The following is a 17939-nucleotide window of genomic DNA, read 5'->3' on the forward strand; positions in this document are numbered from 1 at the left end:
GACCGAAGACCGGTCCGCCACGGACGGGAAATCGTCGACGTGGCCGAACGGTGAACCGAAGTCCGTCCGGGACGCGGCCGACCGCAAGGGCGGTGCGAAGTGACCGCCACCCCGAACCCGTGCCCCGCCTGGTGCGACGGTGACCACCCGTCCGGGTGGTCCGGTGTTGTCCACCGCGGCGAGATCGGCCGCGCGAACGTCGGCGGTGAGACCGTCATCGTCGTCATCCTCAAGTCGCCGGAGGGACCGGCGAGCGTGACGATCTCCGGGCCGGTGTACGTCGAGATCCACAACGACGACCACGACGACATGGTCCGGCTCCTGACGCTCGCCGGCCAGACCGACCTGGCCGCGCTCGTCGAGCGCGCCGCGACGATCCTGCGGGAGGCGGCCCTATGACCGCGATCGTTCCCGAGCCGAACGTCCAGGCTCTCGCCGACGAGCTCATGATGCTGTTCGCCGCTCACGGCGTCCCGGTGAGCCTGCCGGACGTCCGCACCATCTGGCAGGGCGGGAAGCTCGCCGGCGTCACCGTGACCGCGTACCGGCGCCCGGACGGGCTGCCCGCGCCGATGACCCGCGACCAGTACGACGCCCACATCCGCGGGGAGGAACTGTGAACAACCGGGACACCGACCTGTGGAACGCGGTCGGCGGTGTGCTCGTCCTCGCCGTCTTCGCGCTGCTCGGGTGGGGACTGTACGAGTGCGCCGTCACCGACGTGTCGGTGCCGCTGCTGCTGCCGCTGACGACCGGCGCCGCCACGCTGTGGCTCGGGTGGCGCGAGGTCGACTGGTGGGCGCAGCGGCGCCGTAAGGCGATCGAGCGGCACGAACGGTTGCAGCGGGAGCGGCACGAGGCACTCCACCCGCGCCGCGACGAGCAGGCCGTGACGCTGATCCTGCACCGCGGCCCGTACGCGTCCGACCTCGACGGCCGCCGGATCGGCGACGCAGAGCGGGACGTCGTCGTGACGGTCCTGCACGCGCACTTTGAGGCCGGCCGTCTCGACCAGGTCGAGATGGAGGACCGGGTCACGCAGGCTCTCGCCGCGAAGACGCTCGGAGAGCTCCGCCGCCTCGTCGCCGACATGCCGAACGAAGGGATCGACTCATGACGCGGCCCACGTTCTTCGCGCACCGCGCGACCATCGTCCTCATGGCCGTGGTGGTCCTGGTCGCGACCGGCGACGGGTTCGCGCAGTCGTACGCGGGGCTGTACCACTGGGCGACCGAGCACCACCTCAAGTCGTGGAAGGCCGACACGTTCCCGCTGCTGGTCGACCTGTTCGTCGCGGTCGGTGAGCTCGGCATGTTCGCGTTGGCGCTCGAGGGCCACCGGCTCCGCAAGTCGGTGATGTCGTGGGCGGACGTGGCGTTGCCGTTCGGGATCGCCGCGGCCGGGTGGGGCGTGTCGCTGGTGTTCAACGTCGGGTCGGTCGGGCACCGGTTCTCCGACCAGGCGACGGCCGCGGTCCCGCCGGTCGCGTCGATGCTGGGCCTGCTGGTTCTGCTGCGGACGCTTCACCGGCTGGTCACCCGGCCGGCCGATGGGCTGGACGCGTCCGTGTCCGTGCGGGCGAGCGTCGCCGACGCGGACCGCGCGGACGGCGCCGCGAACGGGTACTCGATTTGGGCGGCCCTCGAGGACGCGCCCCCGGCGGAAGTCGAACCGGTCGCGACCCCCGATCCCCTGGACGACTGGTACGACGAGACCGATCCCGAGCCGGAGACCGGTGGTCGCGACCAGGACGAGACCGACCCCGAACCGGGCGCGGCCGACGAGACCGATGGTTCCGAGCCGGACGAGACCGATCCCGTACTTGAGCCGGTGATCGCGACCGCCCGGGACCGGTTCGCCGACGTGATCGCGACCGGTGGTCTCCCGTCCGTGCGGGCGGTCCGCCGAGAGATGCGGGTCGGGTACCCGCGGGCCGTGAAAATCCGCGCCGCGCTCGACGCGGTCGCGGGCAAGTAGACCGAGCCGGGCCCCGGGGTCACCTTCCACAGCATCCCGGGGCCCGGTTCCTCTCTCAGGAGGAACTACAAGCATGACGCACACCGTCAACGGCCACACCTCGCGCCGGTTCACCCCGGCCGCTGATGAGCCGGTCATCTCCCTGGACAAGGCGCCGGCGGGCGCCCGCCTGGTCGACCCGGTGGAGCTCGTCGACGTCGACGAGATCGAGGGCGAGGTCCTCGCCGAACCGGTCGACCAGCCCGACACCGGCCTGGACGTCGGGTGGATCGCCGAGCGTCGGGCGCGGCTGGACGCGGCGCCGCGGGTGGTGCCGCTGTGGCTGCGGGACCGCGACCAGTTCGCCGATAACGTCGCGTTCGTCGCTGCCTGGTACGGGCGCGAAGCGGCATTCCACGGGGTGCGGGCGCCGCTGTATGTGGCGCGGCTCTGGTCGGGTGCGCCGCGCGGCGCCTACAAGGCGGGCCGCAAGTGGTTCCGGTGGGTCACCGACGCCGAAGCGCGACCGGTGGAAGCCAAGGCCGCGCTCGGCGACCCCGACACCTGGACGAGGTTCGTCACCGTCCAGTCCCGGCGGACCGGGCCGCGGCGCCGCCTGACCCTCGTCGTCGGCGTCCCGGTGGTGCTGCTGGTCACGCTCGCCGCGATCCTGCTGCCGACCTGGATGTTGACCGCCGGCGCCGCGGCCGTGCTGTCGGTGCTCGGGTGGGTCGGCAAGGACCCGGACCGGCCCATCGTGTCCCGGTACGTCGCCGTGCGCCTCCAGCGGCGCCTGGACTCCAACGAGGTCGAGACGGCGCTCGAGGCGATCGGCGTCAAAGGCTCGGTCGACTGGGCCGCGCCGATCCAGGTCGACGGGCCCGGGTGGCTCGCCGAGCTCGACCTCCCCGGCGCCACCACCGCGGCGATGGTGCTGGAGAAGCGCGAGAAACTCGCCGCGGCGATGCGCCGCCCCATCTCCACCCTGTGGCCGGAAGGCGACCGGACCGCGCACCCGGGCCGCCTGCGCATCTGGGTCGCACGCGAAGACCCGGCAAAGGCGCCGCGGCGGCTGTGGCCGCTCATGCGTGAGGGGCAGGCCGACGTGTTCGGGCCGCTTCCGTTCGGGTTCGACCCGCGCGGGAACCTCGTCGAGATCACGCTCATGTACTCCAACCTGCTCGTCGGCGGCATCCCCGGGTCCGGGAAGACGTCGTGTGCCCTGGCGATCGTCCTGGGCGTCGCCCTCGACCCGACCGCGCGCCTGGACGTCTTCGAGCTCAAGGGCTCCGGTGACCTCGACAGCGTCCGGCCGGTGTGCCACCAGTACGTGTCCGGCGACGATGACGACGACCTGACGGCGGCGCTCGAGGGGCTCCGCGCGGGGATCGCCGAGCAGAAGCGGCGCGCGGAGTTCATCAAGGGCCTGCCAGCGTCCGAGACGGCGGAGGGGCGGCGCGTCACCCGCGCCCTGGTCGAGAAGTACCCGGAAGCCGACCTCGGGCCGCGCGTCATCGTCATCGACGAGGTGCAAGAGTTGTTCACCTCTGCCGAGCACAAGGACGAGGCGGCCGACCTGGCTACCCGGCTGATCAAGAAGGGCCGCGCGTACGGGGTGATCCTGATCCTGTTGACGCAGAACCCCGACGCTGCGTCGCTGCCGACGTCGGTCGCGTCCAGCGTCGGGACGCGCCTGTGCCTCGCGGTGATGGACTGGCGCGCGAACAACAATGTGTTGGGCACGGGCGCGCATGAACGCGGGTTGCGGGCGACCGATATCTCTGCCAGTGAGCAGGGGACCGGGATCCTCGCCCGCGGCCGGGAGGGCGTCACCGTCCGCGCGGCGTTCATCAAGCAGACCGAAGCGGAGGAGATCGGGCGCCGCGCCCTGGCGCTCCGTATCGCCGCGGGCACCCTCACCGGCGAGGCGGCCGGGGAGACGGTGAACGACGGTGAGCGGACAACGATCGTCGATGACCTGCGGGCGGTGTGGCCGGCCGGGCAGGACACCATGCACTCGTGGGAGCTCGTCCAGGCCCTCGCCGCGTACAAGCCGGACCGGTACGGCGACTGGCTCCCGGAAGGGCTGGACGAGCTCGACGAGGCGGAGCAGAAGGCGGCCCGGTCCGCGTCGGCGACGATGCTGACGAACGCCCTCAAGCCCTACGGAGTGACCACTCGGCAGATCAACAAGAGGGGCGCCGGCGGCGGCGCGAAGGGTGTCCGGTGGGACGACCTCGCGGCCGTCGACGGCACCTGACCGGGTTCACCACCCCCGAAACCGGTTTCGCCCCCGGTATCGGGGGTGACCTGGGATGTTTCGGGTTTCGGAGGGTCCGGGACAGGCACTGAATCGGCCTGTTCCGGGCCCTTGGGACACACCCCATGCCAAGGCCCTACCTGCGTGACGTGCTGACATGCCAGAGCCCCGCGCCTACCGTGGAAGTTGTCCAGGCTTCACGGAAGGGCGGGGCTCTATGAACGACGGTACAGGGATCGGCCAGCGACTCAAGGCCCATCGCAGAGACGCAGACCTCACCCAAGAGCAACTCGCTGAAGCGGCCGGCGTCTCCGTCGACCTCATCGGCAAACTCGAGCGCGGCGACCGGGCATCCGCACGGGTGTCGTCGCTGCTGAAACTCGCCGGCGCACTCGACATAGACCTATCCGAGCTAGTCGGTAAGCGCCCGCACCTCACCCACGACGACGATGCGTCGGTGCTAGCCGTACGAGACGCGATCCTGTCCCCGGCCGTCCTGCCGGGCATCGACGCCGATGACACCGAACCCCCGCCGCTCCCCGCCCTCGAGCGCGCCGTGCGCGCCGCATGGCTCGACTACTGGGGCGGCCGGTTGACCCGCCTCACCACCACCGTTCCCGGCCTGCTCAGCGAGGCGCGCATGGCGTCCCGGGAGCACGGGCCCGCCGCGGCGAGGCCTCTCGCGCAGGCGTACCAACTCGCCGCGTGCCTGCTCGTCCACCTCGGTAAGGACGACCTCGCGACGATGGCCGCGGAACGCGCCGTGACCGCGTCCACCACCGGAGACGACCGGCTGTTGTGGGCGACCATGAACGGCACCTGGTCATGGTGCGTGCATCACCAGGGGCGGCTGGACGTAGCCGAGCGGCACGCCCTCACCGTCGCCGAGCAGATCGAACCGGACTTCGCGCGGGCGCCGCTGCCGCACCTGACGGTGTGGGGCGGCCTGGTCCTCACCGGCCTCGCGTCCGCCGCGGCGGCCGAACGCGTCGACGAGGTGACCGAGTACATCGGCCTCGCCCGGGTCGGTATCGGCCGGTTCGACGACGGCGACCGCCACGACTATGAGAGCAACTACGGGCCGTCGCAGGTGGCGATGCAAGCCACCCACGCCTACACGATGTTGAGGCGGCCCGACCGGGCGCTCAAGGCCGCGAAGGGTGTCGACCGAAGCGACCTCCATTCGATCTCTTACGGCCGTCATCTGCTGGACGTGGCGTCCTCTCACGTCGACGCGCGGCACTACTCGACGGCGGAGACGACCCTCGCCGAAGCGGAGAGCGTGTCGACGGAATGGTTCCGGCACCAGGGGCCGGCGCGGGCGCTGGTCGGTGAGCTCGTTCACGAGTCCCGGCGGCTGACTCCCGGGTTGCGGCGCCTCGCGCGGACAGTCGACGTCGACCGGTAGCCGCGGGCGGACGGGGAACCCGGACGCCACGTCCAGGTGTGGCCGGATCCTGCCACCCGGACCCGGACGGCCCGTCCGTTCCGCTCCCTGACCAGGTTCGGCACTGTGTGGCGTATGACACAGACCGAGCCGCTGACCGGCACTGATGAGGAGATCAAAACCCGCCTGCGCGCCGAGTTCCCGGCCTGGTCGATCATCCGGACCGACCGCGGCCGGTGGTGGGCCAACCGCGGGCCATTGCAGGGTGAGCTCCTCAACGAACGTTCCAGCGTCGACGCTGACACTCCCGGGGAACTCCGGATAGAGCTGCAGGCGATCGAGGCGTCACAGTGAATGAGACGGGGGGCGGCCCGGAACCGGACTCGACCAAGCGTCGGGGTCCCCAACCGGCACCGGGCCAAACTCCCGCCGACGTCGACCCCGGACGGGAGCTCGGCAAGGCCCTTGCCGCCTATATGCAGCTCATGGACGAGATCGTTCCCGAGTCGCAGTATTGGCGCGGCAAGCGTGAGAACCCCGAACGCATCGCCTACCTGGGGTCGATTATCGAACGCGCCGCCTACCGCCGGCGGGAAGCACAGCGGCGCCGCACCACCCCCTGACAGCCGCGGCCCTGAGGTGGCCGAACCCCCGAACCTCCGGGCCGCGGCACCACACGACCCCCGAACCCATCCGCCCGGGTTCGGGGGTCGCGTCATGTCAGACGAGCTCGTCGACGACGGCCGTGATGTCCGCGAGACGAGCAGGGGCGCCGCCGTGCCGGACACCCGTCACTGCGATGTACCTGCCGGTGCCGTACACCTCGACGCGGTGCCCGCCGACACGGACGTGACGGCCGCCGGCGACATCAGCGAACCCGAACACGTGCAGCCCGTCCCCGGACGGGGACACCTCCACGTACGTCGCCGGGAACCGGGCGAGGAGCTCCCGCGCCCACGGCGCGACCGCCCCACCGTCAAGGCAATGGTCGATGTCGACGCAGACGATGCCGTCGCCGTCCAGCACGAACCCCACCCCCACGCCGGCGGTGCTCGCTCGAGCCTGCCGGTACGTCGACCACGTGGCCGGGTCCGTCGACGAGGCGGCGCGGCCGTCGACCGTCAGCGGCACCTTACGGGCGGTGCGGCGGACCCACCTGGGGCGGCTGGTCATCTCGGCGGGCACCTGACGGCGGGCGCGGTGCGCAGCGACCCGGCAGCGACCCGAGCAGAACCGCGCGAGGCTCGGACGCGACAGGACCGGCATCGGCTCGTCGCAGTGCTCGCAACGGGGACGCTTCACAGTGGCCATGCCCCGAGTCTACCGGCCCGTGTAACGGGTAGAGGGCATCTGACCTGGCAAGATGCGGTCACCGTGTCGGCGGGCAATGTGCAGTGGCCCGTACAACCGCAGGTCACAGCGAGTCCCAGACCCGTACGGACCGGCCAGCGCAATACCGCTCCGCGCTCCCGTCCATGATCAACACGGGGTGGGTCCCCAGGGGGCCCGGTCGGTCAGTCGATGAGGCCCGGGTGGCGTTCGGCCGGCCGGTTGCGCGGGATGCGGTTGCGGCGGCGCGCCTCTGCCGCCTGCTGCCCGGTGACCTTGGCGTGGTGCCGGCGGCAGAGCAAGACGAGCATCTCCACCCGGTGGTCGTCGGCGGCGCCACGGTGGTGGACCTCCAGGCGCTCGGTACTGCCGCACACGGTGTCACCGTCGACCCAGCGGCAGGACTTGTCGCGGCGCTTGACGAACTCGACCCGTGCGTTCCAGTCGGTTGGTCTGGGTTCGCTGCGCCACATGCGGCCGGACTCTTTGCGTGGCCGCGGGTTGTCTTGGATCTTGCGTGGCATTGGTTACACCTCCAACTCGTCGAACACGTGCGCGTCGTCCTGGAGTCGCACCGTGACGAGGGTCCCGGCTGTGAAGTCCGCGGCGATGTCGGCGAGCATGGATGCTTCGTGTTCGGCGTCGGCGCGGTTCCATCCCCAGCAGTCGACGAGGAATCCGGCGTGCGCGTCGATGTACTGTGCGCGGGTCATGTCTGTGTCGGTGACCAGGGCTAGCGTGGTGCCTTTGCGGCTGGTCATCCCTGCTAGGGACCGTTCGCATCCGCAGGCGCCTTCCTGTCCGGCGGAGCATACGAACGGCCGGTAGAGGAGTTCGCCGGGGATGGTGGCGACGAACCCGCCGTCTCTCGGGTCGTCAGTGTCAGGAGCGGCGAGGACGAGCACGGTGTCACCTCCGAGCGGATCGTCGCTGCGGTCCGCGTTCGGTCTGCCGCTGCTGGAGTTCTTCGAAGTCGTCGCGGGACAGCCGGCGTTCACGGGCCCACTGGTCTTGAGCCTGCCGGAACTGCTCGCGCTTGCGGAGCGCGTCCACGGTGAACCCGACGTTGTCCGGGGCGCGGCCCGGCCAGTCGCCGTCCCGGAACGTCATCAGCCGCGCGGGAATGGTGATCGCGGCGGCGGCCCGCTCAACGCGTTCGTACGCCGCGGCGTACACCTCGGGTGACACGGTGCCGAACTTGCGGACCATCTCTTGGACGGTGCCGAGCTGCTGCTTGGCATCGAGCCATTCGAGCGCGGCCGGGTAGTCGTCAGGCTTGGGTTTCACGTCATCTCCTCACTGGGGGTGGGGACGGCCGGCCCCGTGGCCCTGAAGCCCGGCCGTCCCCACGCGTGGTGACCGCGACACGGTGAGGGGAAGGAGGTCGAACCCTCACCGTGCCCGCCTCCTCTCGGTGACCTAATCCGAGCTGTCATGTCAGTAGCGGGTGCGGAACCAGCGTTCCGGGTCGTCCTCGATCTGCTGGTTCGGGGTGATGCGCAGGTATCCGACGCCGGCGGCGCGGGCACCCGCGTACGCGGCGGACCCGATCAACATCCCGGGTTCGATCGGCTGGATACGGCGTTCGTCGACGAACACCGAGTCTCCGGTGCCCATGCCGGCGCGGGCCCATCCGAGCCCGGCGTGTTCGGGTTCGGGGCCGGTCTTGGGGGTGCGTTCGGGGACGCCGTTGCGGTGCATGTCCCGCTGCCATCGGGGGATGTTGCGGTGCCGTCCGTGGCAGCGTGCGACGAGGCGGGCGACGGCATCGCGGACGTCCTGCCATTCCTTGAGCGCCTCGTCGGCGGTGCCGGTCTCAGTGATGATTTCGGCGCGGAGTTCGGCGAGGGTGCGGTGCCGTGCGTCGCGTTCCGCGGCCTGGACGGTGAGGGCGGCGGCCTGGACCTTGAGTTCGGCGTGCTCGACTGCGAGCGCGGCGTCTCCGTAGTCGCGGGGGGACACGTCATCGTCGCCGGCGAGGATGCGGTCTTTGAACGACTCCAGCTCGGCGGCGGCCTCGTCGCGGGCCCGCTGCGCGGCTGTCAGCGCGTCCCTAGCGTCCTGGACGGGGTCTGTCTTCGTTGCCACCCGTGCGCCTCCTGCGCGTCGCCCACGCGGCTATCTCACCGATGGGGATGAGCCAGTCATGTCCGGGCCGGGTGGCGGTGAGGCGGCCGTCAGCGCAGGCTCGGCGCACGGTGACCGGCTGGACTCCGAGGAGTTCCGCGGCTTCCCGTGCTGTGACCAACTGTCCGGCCTGTGGCTGGTCGACGGCGAATCTTGTAGCGGTATCGCTACCGGTGCGTTGGGCGAGTCTCCACTGTGTGGCGAGGTTCTCGACGGCGAGGAGCTCGGCGTACACCTCCGGGTTGTGGAGGTAGCGCAGGCGCAGTGCCCGGCCGGCGGCTTCGTCGAGGAGCGCCAGGACGCGGGCACTGACCCCCGGAGCGTCGGTCACTCTTTGACACCACCCGCCACCACGTTCATCACCTGAGCCACCCGGGCCATTTCCTCGTCAGAGTCAGGGATCGGCCACCATGCCGCGGCTTCCACCAGCCCTAGCGCGATCTGACCTTTCAACGCCTCGCACATCGCGGGTCGCAGCGGCGCGCTGACGTCTGCGTTCCACAGCGTCACCGTGATGTCGGCGAGGCGTTCGCCGGGGAAAAGCCAGTCTTCGACGCCGCGGTTCTCTCGCGCTTCGGCGCATTCCTGGAGCGACAGCTTCGCCACCGACACCAGCCATGGCGCCATCAATTCCCACACGTCAGGGTGCGCGTTGAGGGCGTACAGGCGGGAAGCGACGGCAGCGAACCACAGTAGGTTCGGGGAGTTGTGGTCCGCCCACGCGAGGATCTCGTCACAGAGGTGCAGCGGCAGCGCCCATATCTCCCGCTGCTCGTCGTCCTGGGCTTTGTCGTACCGGCTGATGATCGCGCCGATGAGCATCTCCGCGAGGTCCTGCTCCGTTGGGCTTTCGTGCCCGACCGGCGCCGGGTGGGGAATTTCCCCACGCAGTTCCCTGCGGACCGACCCGACGGTCTTGTGGTCGCAGCCGAGCAGACGCGCGATCGCACGGTCTGACCGGTCCGGGTCCGCCGTGATCTCGTCGGCGATGAGTTGCCGCTTCTGCTCTCGGGTGAGGTGCCGGCGGGCGAGGTTGTACATGCGTGCGAGCGAGCGCGCTTCGTCGTCGTCGCGGACCTGGACGATGTCGACGCGGTATGTGATGCCCAACTCGTCGGCGATCTGCTGGCGGTGGTGTCCGTCGAGGGTGTTGCCGTGCTGGTCCTTTACGACGGGGACCATGACGCCGCGCTCCCGGATGTCGTCGCGAAGCGCGCTGTACTCCTCGGCCGTCAGCGGCGGCATGAGTTGGTACGGCTGGTCATTCACTGGGGCATTCCTCGGTTTCCGTCCTGGTCGTTTCCGGCTTGTGGTCCGGCGCCCAATTTGGGCTCGGCAAGTTGCCGCCGGCGGCACCCTGGCCGTGCCCTTGAAACGGGTCACGGGGCGTTTCCTGCTCGGTTCTGGCGAGCTTGTTGCGGTGCCGTGCGGCGAGGCCGTGGGCGCGGCGCTGGTGGAGCTCGACGAGGCGCCGGCGGCGGCCGTCACGGCGGTCCCGGTTCGTCTGCAGTCGCTCGGCGAGGCGCTCCTCAACGGCGGCGCGCATGTCGTCGTCCATGCGGCTCATGCCGCGCCGCCTTCCTCGATCCCGAGCGCGGCCCACCGGGCGCGAGGCGTCATCTTCCGGGCGTGCGGCAGGCAGAAGGCGCCGTGCTCGTACCGGTGCGCGGGCTCGTCGCAGCCGGTCATCTCGCAGACGTCACCCGAGAGTTGGTCCCGCAATAGAGAGGATCGCGTCTCAAGCGACTCACGCGGCTCAGAATCGGGCTCCGGGGCCGCTGTGAGTCGCGGTGAGTCGCTTGAGTCGCGGTCTTCCTTATTGTGGGCGTCACTTTCGGTGGAGTCCTTCAGCTTGATCCCCGAGTACGTACGGACCTGCTTCCCATCGACCCGCGGTCGGATCATGCGCACCTGCGGCGCCACCGCCTGCAAGTTGCGGCCGAAGATCTGCTTGGACCCGGCGCTCCCACGGCCGTTGTCCTCGCACCACTCCTTCCACGCGGCCCAGATCTCATCGACGGTGACCTGATGTTCGGCGCCTGTGTCGCAGCAGTCCCGGACGAACGCGCTCGTCGGCGAGGCGATGTCCTTCATCGCGGTCACCGACTCCACCGACGACCGCGGCTCGGTCAACCGCCCCTGCTCGGTCAGCCGGTCCAGGCCGTCAAGCGCCCAGTTGAGGATCCCGCCGAGTTCGCCGTTCAGCTTCCCTTCGAGCTCGGTGTCTTCGTTGTGGAGCCACGACCGGGTCATGGTCAGCACGATGAACCGGTGGGCGATGACGCCGGACGCGTCACCGAACTGGGGCATGACGTTGGACAGGATCAGGAAGCGGGTCGGGAGCCGCCCGGTCCACGCCTGCTTGTACTTGCGGTCCACCTCCACGCGGTCTTCGCCGCTGATGGTGAGTAGCCGCTCCACCACCTGATTGCCGGTGTTCCCGGCAAGCCGAGCGTCAGAGATGATCGCGAACGGCTTTCCGATGAGCGAGGCCATCCCGAAGTTGGTCGCGAGACTGGCCATGGTCGGGCCGGCGACGTTGCCCGCGCCGAGCAGCGCTGTCAACGTCCGGGCGATGGTGCCCTTTCCCGACCGGGACGGCCCCAGCATCATGAAGATCTTCTGTAGGTGCGTCCGGCCGGACAGCACGTACCCGAAGTACTCCTGAACCGCCCGGATCGATGCGATGGCGTCGGCATCTTCGGCCTTGCCGTGCTCGTCGTCGCGGCCCGTGGTCGGCCACAACTCCGACAGGAAGTCGAGCCACTGTGTGGGTTCGGGGGCCGCTGGGTCGTAGTCGAACGGGACGCTGACCAGGTTGAAGTACCCCGGGGTCAGCGGAAGGAGCTTGCGGTCCGACAGCCGGAGAAGGCCGTTCCGGCACGCCACGATGGCGCCGTGCCGCTCCCCGCCCCCGCGGCCGATCCAGGACGGCGCCTGCACGGATTCGGGCAGGTGGCAGATAGCCGCCATGGCCTCGATCAGGTCGGAGATCTTCCGCTTGTTCGGCGCCCACGGGCGAATCTCGACCGTGGCGCACTTGTTCTCGCCCCGGCCCTTGTTGACGAGTTGGGCGTACTTCGCGTGCTCCAGCCGCCGGTACAGCGTCGAACGGATCTCCCGATCCTCGATCTCCGACCAGTGCGTCTTGTCCCACCGCATCCACGCGCCGCACCAGTTGCGCAACGTCGGAAGCCCGTCGTACTGCCAGGACTTCAAGATCTCCCGGGCGACCGCCATCGGGTTGGACGGCGCCGGCAAGGTCTCCGGGTCCGGCTCACTGTCGGCCGGCGGCCCGTCGGGCGGCGGCGGCTTTGGGCACTCGCAGTGGTCCGGGAGCAGTCCCTTGCACTCCGGGCACTTCGGCGGCTCGTCGACGATGCCGTCTAGGGGGTTCGTCACCTGGTCGTCTCCCACTCCACCGGCCCGCCGGTGTACTCCGGACGCTGCGTCGCCTGCAGCTGCGCGAGGTAGCCGCACCGGTCGTTGTCTCGATGCTCCGGGCACCACCGTTTCGGCTGGTGCTTGTGGCAGCGGACGGCGGCGCGATCGGCGCGGTAGTGCGCCACGTGCCACCCGTCGCAGCCGCCGGGGTGCTGGCACGGCAAGGCGACCTCGAGGCCCTCCCGGGCCTGGCGGGCGCGGTCAGCCTGCGCCTGGTCGTCGACGACCTTCCGGGCGAGGAGATGCCACTCGCGCGCCATTTCCTCTTCGGCCTGGGCGCGTCCGACGTCACGGCCGTGGTCGAACATGGCGCGGCAGAGCGCGACGACCGCGTCGGACAGGTCGGCTACGCTGGCGTTGCCGGTGATCCTGGTCGAACCCGGTTCTTCTGAGCGGCGCGTTTCCTTGGCGGGGGGCGCGCCGCTCTGCGTTTCGGTCACGCAGCCTCGCCCCCCGGCCCGATGACGCGCTGGTCCTCCACGTAAGCGTCAAGGTCGCGAACCGCGACAAGCCGTCGACGACCGATCTTCACGCTGGGGAGCTCGCCGCTCCTGATGAGCTCGTACATCGTGGTACGGCTGACGCTCAGGGCGTGCCCTGCGTCCGGCCACCACGGGATGAGCTTCCGATCTTCATCGTGCATGTCTTCACTCCCGCACATCCCATCGGAGAAGCCGCACATCGTTTTCGGCTGGGACGATGGGTCATGGGTAGCACGTCCGTGGAGGTTCGTGCAAGTTCAGACTTCCGCTGATCTACTCAGACAGACCCGTTGCGCGACTCCGAACCTCTGTGTACTTTGGCGAACGTGAGCGACACGGAGGGAACCCCAACCAGCGGGAACTGGAAGATGCCCAAGTACGAGCCCGGAGCCGATGAACTCTGGGACCGACTCGGCGAAGATTGGCAGGCCGTTGATGGGATCCATCCGGGCGCCCGCGTCTACGTGAGGTGGCGGACCGAAGCGGGGGCACGGCCGGTTGTCACCGGGTTCTGCGCCGCCGGCGACATCACGACGGACGTCCTGCGCGCTGTCCCCGTGAGCCGTCTTGAGAACCTCCGCGTCTTGCTCGACCAAGCCAGAAGCAAGGACGACTTTTTGGCGGAGTTGGTCCCGCTGACCAGGCACAAGGGCGAGGCGCCCGAAGAGTTCTCGAATCGCGTCGCGTACTACTACAGGATCTTTGCTGCGTCGAGTTCCAGTCCCACGAAGGATCTTGCTGAGCACTCGGGAGTACCGTTGCCCACCGTCCGCGGCTGGATCCGCGAGGCTCGTCTCCGCGGCCTGCTGCCACCCGGCACGAGGGGGAAGGCCGGATGAGCGAGCGCAGCGACGGGACGCGGAAGCCCAACGGCCGATCGTCGATCTACTTCAGCGAGAGCGACGGGAAGTGGCACGGCTGGGTGACGGTAGGGGTCAAGGACGATGGGTCGCCCGACCGCCGGCACCGCACCGGCCGGACAGAGACCGAGGTGACGGCGAAGGTTCGGGAGTTGGAGGCCCTGCGGGACGTCGACAAGGTCGACAAGCCGGGCCGTAAGCCGACCGTCGAGGCATGGTTCAAGACGTGCGTCGAGGACATCTGGCCGCGCGAACTCAGCCCGAACACGCTGCAGTCCTACGGCTCGGACATCCGGAACTGGATCGTCCCGAACCTCGGGAAGCACCGGCTGGACCGGCTGCAGGCCGAGCACCTGGACAAGCTGTACACGCGCATGTACGCGGCCGGGAAGGCGTCCTCGCACGTGCTCAAGGTGCACCGCATCATCTCGCGTGCGCTGACGCTGGCCGTCCGCCGCGACAAGGTCGGCCGGAACGTGGCGACGCTGCTGGACGCGCCGGGGAGCAACGACAGCGAGATTGAGCCGCTGACGCGGGCGGAAGCGCGCCGCATCCTCGACGCGGCGCAGAACCGCCGGAACGGCACCCGCTGGTCAATCGGTCTAGCGCTCGGGCTCCGCCAGGGCGAGGCTCTGGGCCTCAAATGGAAGTACGTCGACCTGGACGGCGGGTCCGCGCGCATCTGGTGGCAGCTTGTCCGGCAGAAGTGGCAGCACGGGTGCGACGACGTTGCGGCGTGCACGGAGGGCAAGCACCGGCGGCCGTGCCCGAAGAACTGCCCGAAAGCCAAGCGCAAGTCGGGCCGGCCTCACCAGTGCGTGCCCGCGGACGCGCCGCGGCTGTGCCCGAAAGACTGCGACCGGCACGCCTCGACGTGCCCGAAGCGGACCGGCGGGGGCCTGGTCTTCCGCAAGCCGAAGGGTAAGAGCAAGCGGACGGTTCCGCTGCCGCCCGAAGTGGTCGAGGTGCTGAAGGCGCACCGGACCGCGCAGAAGCGCGAGAAGCTCGCCGCGGCGAACGTCTGGGAGGATCACGACCTTGTGTTCTGTCAGCCGGACGGCCGGCCGATCGACCCGCGGCAGGACTGGTCGGACTGGAAGGACATCCTCGCCGCGGCGGGCGTGCGCGATGCCCGGGTGCATGACGGCCGCCACACCGCCGGGACGCTGCTGATCGAGATGGGCGTGCACGTGCGGACGGTGCAAGAGATCCTCGGGCACTCCGACGTGCGGACGACCGAGCGCTATACCCACGTCGCTACCCCGATGGCCGAGGACGGAATGCAGCGAATCGGCCGTGCGCTGTGGGGGTCCTGATCATGGCAACTGCAACTCGAATTGCAACCGGGACGACTCAGGGCGCCTACCCGATTCGGGTAAACGCCCTGGTCACCTACCGAGCCGCCTGTCGGAATCGAACCGACGACCTATTCATTACGAGTGAATCGCTCTGCCGACTGAGCTAAGGCGGCGCGCCGTGCTCGAACACGGCTGCGTGCAGTCTACCGGGTCCGCAGGGGTGGATGCGCACTGGTTATCGGCGGCACGGCTCGGTCAGTGGCAGAGCGTCCCGTTCTTGGGCGGCTCCGTGGTGAGCAGGTAGGTGTCGGTGGCCTTGGTGATGCAGGCGTTGCCCTGCAGGTAGGCGGTGTGGCCGTCGCCGTCCAGGGAGAGGAGGACGCCCGAGTCGAGCTGCTTGGCGAGGCTCTGCGCCCACTTGTACGGGGTGGCGGGGTCGCGGAGCGTGCCGATGACGACAATAGGTTTTGCGCCCTTGGCGTGCACGGCCTGCGGCTGCTGCTTCGGCTGGACGGACCAGTAGATGCACGGGAGCCCGCCCCAGACGACGAACGGGCCGAAGTGCGGGGCGGCCTTCTTGGCCTGGTCGGCCGCCTTGCCGTAGTCGGCGAGGGTCGGCGGGTTGGGCTTGTCGACGCAGTTGACGGCCATGTTGGCGTCCGTCTGGTTGCTGTAGGTGCCGTTGGGCTTGCGCTCCACCATCTGGTCGGCGAGCGCCAGGAGGAGCGTCCCGTCCCCCTTCTGTATGGCCTGGGTGAGGGCCTGGCGCAAGAGGGGCCAGTAGTCCTTGAGGTACAGCGCGGTGGCGATGCCCATGACGGCCAGGGACTCGGTGACCTTCCGCGAGTCGCGCGTGTTGGCCAGCGGCGTCTTGTCGGTCTTGGCCATGAAGGCGGCGAGGTTCTTCTCGGCCTCGTCCGCGGACGTCCCCAGGGGGCAGCCGGCCGACTTCACGCAGTCCTCGGCGAACGCGCGGAAGGCCGTCTCGAACCCCTTGGACTGCTCGACCAGGGTGCCGATCGCGGACTCCTTTGGGTCCACGGCGCCGTCCAGCACGAGGGCACGGACGTTCTTCGGGAACTCCTCCGCGTAGACGGCGCCGAGGTAGGTGCCGTAGGACGCGCCGTAGTAGGTGAACTTGGGGTCGCCCACGGCGGCACGGAGGATGTCCATGTCGTGGGCGGCGTCCTTCGTGCCCACATAGGGAAGTTCGGAGGACGCCTTGGCCTTGCAGTTGTTCGCGAACTGCTTGCTCAGCGCCGCGAAGGAGTCGACCTCCTGCTTGTCGTCCGGAGAGGAGTCGGCGGCGAAGAACGTGTCGAGTTCCGGCCCCGAGTTGCACCGGACGGGGTCGCTGGTGCCGACGCCGCGCGGGTCGAAGCCGACGATGTCGAAGCGTTTGCGCAGGTCGGCACCAAAGCTCGAGGCGGCCTGCCGGACGAAGTCGACCCCGGAACCGCCCGGGCCGCCCGGGTTGGTGAACAGCGACCCGATCCGGGCGGACTTGTCCTGCGCGGGAAGCCGGATCACGGAGATCCCGACCTTCTCCCCGGACGGCTTGGCGTAGTCGAGCGGGACCTGGGCGGTGGCGCACTGGAACCCGCCGCCGCAGCTCTTCCAGGACAGCTTCTGGCCGTAGAACGCGCCGAGCCCGGACGGGGCGGTGCCCGACGATGTCGCGGCCGTCGCCTCGTTGCCTCCGCCGCCTCCGCCGCTGCAGCCGGTCGCCGCCGCCAGCGTCGCCGCCATGGCCACGCCGATGATTCTCGCTGCCCGCACCTGGACCCCGTCTCGTCGTAGCGGCACGTACTCCGGCGCCTACGCTACGTCGGCGCACTGGTCGAGGGCCACTTCCCTCGGTGATCGTGTTCGATCCCGTCGAGCAGCCATCTGAGCCCCGTGTCGAAATCCTCCTGGTCGTAGAGCCTCGCATCGAGGACCGACCTGAGGTGCGGGAACTCCCCGCTCTCCAGCAGCCTGCGGATGTAGGCCTGCTCCAGCACGCTCTCCCGCGCCTCGCCGAGCATCGTCGTCCCCATCTCGCGGAGCCGCTGTTCGCGCAGGACGAAACCGAGCATGTAGTGGTCGACGGTCGTGACGATCGCGAGCATCTCCTCGGGATCGTCGGTGAGCCTGGCCGCGGCGGCCATCGACTGCTCCGTGTGCCGCAGCCCGTTCGGCCCGATGCGCGGCGACCGGCCGGCCAGCTCGAACATCCACGGATGCCGGAGGCCGGCGGCGCGCTCCTTGCGGGTGATCTCGATCATCGCCTCGCGCCAGTCGTCCGGCAGGCCGTCCTCGACCAGGACCTCCGCGGCGACCACGTCGTACATCAGGTCGAGGAGGTCCTCCTTCGCCTCGATGTGCGTGTAGAGGCTCATGGCGCGCACGCCTAGCTCGCTCGCGACCCGGCGGATGGAGACCGCCTCCAGCCCCTCGGCGTCGGCGATCTCGATCGCCTTGTCGACGATGGCCTCGCGCGACAGCTTGGGACGGCGGCCACCGCGCGGACGCGCCCAGATGTCGTTCGGCCGGGCCCGTTCGCGGCGCTCGGCCCGTTCGTCCCGCCCGCCTCGTCCGGGACGCTCGGCGGGTTCGGCCCGCTCCGTGCGTTCCTCGCGTTCGGGTCGTTCGCCGCGCTCGGCCTGCTCAGGCGCGTGCGCGCCCGGCTCCGGTCGTCCGTGATCACGCTCGGGCGGCTCGCTGCTCTCTGCCACGTCAGCGATCCTAACCGAGACGGCGTATCGATACGGTGTACAGATGAAGCGAGACGGTGTACGGTGTGACCGATACGGC

General features: G+C 69.8%; 24 protein-coding genes, 1 tRNA gene and 1 pseudogene. 12 read left to right on the plus strand and 14 right to left on the minus strand.

Annotation, left to right across the window (positions count from 1 at the left end; translation table 11 throughout):
- Positions 1-99 precede the first annotated feature (99 nt).
- The 9 genes and pseudogenes from F8568_RS17615 (at position 100) to F8568_RS17650 (ending at position 6226) form a co-directional block, all read left to right on the plus strand.
- The gene (locus F8568_RS17615) at positions 100-399 is read left to right on the plus strand and encodes a DUF6907 domain-containing protein (RefSeq protein WP_151594623.1); all 300 of its coding nucleotides are present in this window, start codon (positions 100-102) and stop codon (positions 397-399) included.
- Positions 396-620 carry a hypothetical protein gene (locus tag F8568_RS17620; protein ID WP_151594624.1) on the plus strand — a complete coding sequence of 75 codons (225 nt, stop codon included), beginning with the start codon at positions 396-398 and terminating at the stop codon, positions 618-620. Before F8568_RS17615 ends, F8568_RS17620 begins: the two co-directional genes overlap by 4 nt.
- Positions 617-1117: a DUF1707 SHOCT-like domain-containing protein gene (locus tag F8568_RS50430; protein ID WP_151594625.1), complete on the plus strand. Its 501-nt coding sequence runs from the start codon at positions 617-619 to the stop codon at positions 1115-1117. Before F8568_RS17620 ends, F8568_RS50430 begins: the two co-directional genes overlap by 4 nt.
- Complete coding sequence (locus tag F8568_RS17630) at positions 1114-1977, plus strand: DUF2637 domain-containing protein (protein WP_151594626.1); 864 nt, start codon at positions 1114-1116, stop codon at positions 1975-1977. Before F8568_RS50430 ends, F8568_RS17630 begins: the two co-directional genes overlap by 4 nt.
- 73 nt (positions 1978-2050) lie before the next feature.
- Positions 2051-4216 (plus strand): FtsK/SpoIIIE domain-containing protein, encoded by a 2166-nt coding sequence (locus F8568_RS17635; RefSeq protein WP_151594627.1) that lies wholly within the window; start codon positions 2051-2053, stop codon positions 4214-4216.
- Positions 4217-4433: 217 nt separating this feature from the next.
- A pseudogene (locus tag F8568_RS51040) lies at positions 4434-4619 on the plus strand (helix-turn-helix domain-containing protein); the annotation flags it as partial.
- Between the two features lie 54 nt (positions 4620-4673).
- Complete coding sequence (locus F8568_RS17640) at positions 4674-5624, plus strand: hypothetical protein (protein ID WP_236008850.1); 951 nt, start codon at positions 4674-4676, stop codon at positions 5622-5624.
- A gap of 114 nt (positions 5625-5738) precedes the next feature.
- Complete coding sequence (locus F8568_RS17645; protein WP_151594629.1) at positions 5739-5957, plus strand: hypothetical protein; 219 nt, start codon at positions 5739-5741, stop codon at positions 5955-5957.
- 131 nt (positions 5958-6088) lie between these two features.
- On the plus strand, positions 6089-6226 hold the full coding sequence (locus tag F8568_RS17650) for a hypothetical protein (RefSeq protein WP_160573654.1): 138 nt from the start codon (positions 6089-6091) through the stop codon (positions 6224-6226).
- Between the two features lie 97 nt (positions 6227-6323).
- On the opposite strand, the gene F8568_RS17655 is transcribed toward F8568_RS17650, so the two are convergent.
- From F8568_RS17655 to F8568_RS51045, 6 genes are all read right to left on the minus strand, one after another.
- Positions 6324-6914, minus strand: coding sequence for a bifunctional DNA primase/polymerase (locus F8568_RS17655; protein ID WP_151594630.1), 591 nt, complete (start codon positions 6912-6914; stop codon positions 6324-6326).
- 203 nt (positions 6915-7117) lie between these two features.
- Positions 7118-7456 carry an HNH endonuclease gene (locus F8568_RS17660; protein WP_151594631.1) on the minus strand — a complete coding sequence of 113 codons (339 nt, stop codon included), beginning with the start codon at positions 7454-7456 and terminating at the stop codon, positions 7118-7120.
- A 3-nt stretch (positions 7457-7459) separates the two neighbouring features.
- Complete coding sequence (locus F8568_RS17665; protein WP_151594632.1) at positions 7460-7837, minus strand: DUF7715 family protein; 378 nt, start codon at positions 7835-7837, stop codon at positions 7460-7462.
- 4 nt (positions 7838-7841) lie between these two features.
- Positions 7842-8219: a hypothetical protein gene (locus F8568_RS17670; RefSeq protein ID WP_151594633.1), complete on the minus strand. Its 378-nt coding sequence runs from the start codon at positions 8217-8219 to the stop codon at positions 7842-7844.
- 150 nt (positions 8220-8369) lie between these two features.
- Positions 8370-9020, minus strand: a complete 651-nt coding sequence (locus F8568_RS17675) for a hypothetical protein (protein ID WP_151594634.1) — start codon at positions 9018-9020, stop codon at positions 8370-8372.
- Positions 8986-9129 (minus strand): hypothetical protein, encoded by a 144-nt coding sequence (locus tag F8568_RS51045; protein ID WP_407924478.1) that lies wholly within the window; start codon positions 9127-9129, stop codon positions 8986-8988. The genes F8568_RS17675 and F8568_RS51045 overlap by 35 nt, the downstream gene beginning before the upstream one ends.
- Here F8568_RS51045 and F8568_RS48240 point away from each other — a divergent pair.
- A complete protein-coding gene (locus F8568_RS48240) occupies positions 9079-9426 on the plus strand; it encodes a hypothetical protein (RefSeq protein ID WP_236008851.1) in 348 nt (115 codons plus the stop codon). The genes F8568_RS51045 and F8568_RS48240 overlap by 51 nt on opposite strands.
- Here the strand turns inward: F8568_RS48240 and F8568_RS17685 are convergent.
- From F8568_RS17685 to F8568_RS49625, 5 genes are read right to left on the minus strand one after another with little or no spacing between them, the layout of a single operon-like run.
- On the minus strand, positions 9387-10328 hold the full coding sequence (locus F8568_RS17685; protein ID WP_151594636.1) for a ParB N-terminal domain-containing protein: 942 nt from the start codon (positions 10326-10328) through the stop codon (positions 9387-9389). The genes F8568_RS48240 and F8568_RS17685 overlap by 40 nt on opposite strands.
- Complete coding sequence (locus F8568_RS17690) at positions 10321-10626, minus strand: hypothetical protein (RefSeq protein ID WP_160573655.1); 306 nt, start codon at positions 10624-10626, stop codon at positions 10321-10323. The genes F8568_RS17685 and F8568_RS17690 overlap by 8 nt, the downstream gene beginning before the upstream one ends.
- Entirely contained in the window at positions 10623-12461 is a 1839-nt protein-coding gene (locus F8568_RS17695) for a DNA primase family protein (protein WP_202125061.1), read from the minus strand. The genes F8568_RS17690 and F8568_RS17695 overlap by 4 nt, the downstream gene beginning before the upstream one ends.
- Entirely contained in the window at positions 12458-12943 is a 486-nt protein-coding gene (locus F8568_RS17700; RefSeq protein WP_151594637.1) for a hypothetical protein, read from the minus strand. Before F8568_RS17700 ends, F8568_RS17695 begins: the two co-directional genes overlap by 4 nt.
- Positions 12940-13185: a helix-turn-helix domain-containing protein gene (locus F8568_RS49625; RefSeq protein WP_328600929.1), complete on the minus strand. Its 246-nt coding sequence runs from the start codon at positions 13183-13185 to the stop codon at positions 12940-12942. The genes F8568_RS17700 and F8568_RS49625 overlap by 4 nt, the downstream gene beginning before the upstream one ends.
- Positions 13186-13311: 126 nt before the next feature.
- On the opposite strand from F8568_RS49625, the gene F8568_RS17710 reads away from it, so the two are divergent.
- Both F8568_RS17710 and F8568_RS17715 read left to right on the plus strand, forming a co-directional pair.
- Positions 13312-13824, plus strand: a complete 513-nt coding sequence (locus F8568_RS17710; RefSeq protein WP_151594639.1) for a MerR family transcriptional regulator — start codon at positions 13312-13314, stop codon at positions 13822-13824.
- Positions 13821-15161, plus strand: a complete 1341-nt coding sequence (locus F8568_RS17715; protein ID WP_202125062.1) for a tyrosine-type recombinase/integrase — start codon at positions 13821-13823, stop codon at positions 15159-15161. The genes F8568_RS17710 and F8568_RS17715 overlap by 4 nt, the downstream gene beginning before the upstream one ends.
- An 82-nt stretch (positions 15162-15243) precedes the next feature.
- On the opposite strand, the gene F8568_RS17720 is transcribed toward F8568_RS17715, so the two are convergent.
- The 3 genes from F8568_RS17720 to F8568_RS17730 form a co-directional block, all read right to left on the minus strand.
- Positions 15244-15316, minus strand: a tRNA-Thr gene (locus F8568_RS17720).
- Between the two features lie 82 nt (positions 15317-15398).
- Positions 15399-16922, minus strand: a complete 1524-nt coding sequence (locus F8568_RS17725) for an alpha/beta hydrolase (protein ID WP_328600930.1) — start codon at positions 16920-16922, stop codon at positions 15399-15401.
- A gap of 44 nt (positions 16923-16966) precedes the next feature.
- Positions 16967-17860, minus strand: a complete 894-nt coding sequence (locus F8568_RS17730; RefSeq protein ID WP_202125063.1) for a TetR/AcrR family transcriptional regulator C-terminal domain-containing protein — start codon at positions 17858-17860, stop codon at positions 16967-16969.
- Positions 17861-17939 lie beyond the last annotated feature (79 nt).

The organism is Actinomadura physcomitrii, from assembly GCF_008923205.2.
In the GTDB taxonomy this organism is placed as follows: domain Bacteria; phylum Actinomycetota; class Actinomycetes; order Streptosporangiales; family Streptosporangiaceae; genus Spirillospora; species Spirillospora physcomitrii.

What these genes read in the sequence shown, in the direction of transcription:
- F8568_RS17650 (WP_160573654.1), top strand. Translation starts at nt 6,089, where the DNA reads ATGGACGAGATCGTTCCCGAGTCGCAGTATTGGCGCGGCAAGCGTGAG.
- F8568_RS17620 (WP_151594624.1), top strand. Translation starts at nt 396, where the DNA reads ATGACCGCGATCGTTCCCGAGCCGAACGTCCAGGCTCTCGCCGACGAG.
- F8568_RS17630 (WP_151594626.1), top strand. Translation starts at nt 1,114, where the DNA reads ATGACGCGGCCCACGTTCTTCGCGCACCGCGCGACCATCGTCCTCATG.
- F8568_RS48240 (WP_236008851.1), top strand. Translation starts at nt 9,079, where the DNA reads ATGTCCGGGCCGGGTGGCGGTGAGGCGGCCGTCAGCGCAGGCTCGGCG.
- F8568_RS49625 (WP_328600929.1), bottom strand. Translation starts at nt 13,185, where the DNA reads ATGTGCGGCTTCTCCGATGGGATGTGCGGGAGTGAAGACATGCACGAT.
- F8568_RS17635 (WP_151594627.1), top strand. Translation starts at nt 2,051, where the DNA reads ATGACGCACACCGTCAACGGCCACACCTCGCGCCGGTTCACCCCGGCC.
- F8568_RS17660 (WP_151594631.1), bottom strand. Translation starts at nt 7,456, where the DNA reads ATGCCACGCAAGATCCAAGACAACCCGCGGCCACGCAAAGAGTCCGGC.
- F8568_RS17645 (WP_151594629.1), top strand. Translation starts at nt 5,739, where the DNA reads ATGACACAGACCGAGCCGCTGACCGGCACTGATGAGGAGATCAAAACC.
- F8568_RS17655 (WP_151594630.1), bottom strand. Translation starts at nt 6,914, where the DNA reads ATGGCCACTGTGAAGCGTCCCCGTTGCGAGCACTGCGACGAGCCGATG.
- F8568_RS17690 (WP_160573655.1), bottom strand. Translation starts at nt 10,626, where the DNA reads ATGAGCCGCATGGACGACGACATGCGCGCCGCCGTTGAGGAGCGCCTC.
- F8568_RS17715 (WP_202125062.1), top strand. Translation starts at nt 13,821, where the DNA reads ATGAGCGAGCGCAGCGACGGGACGCGGAAGCCCAACGGCCGATCGTCG.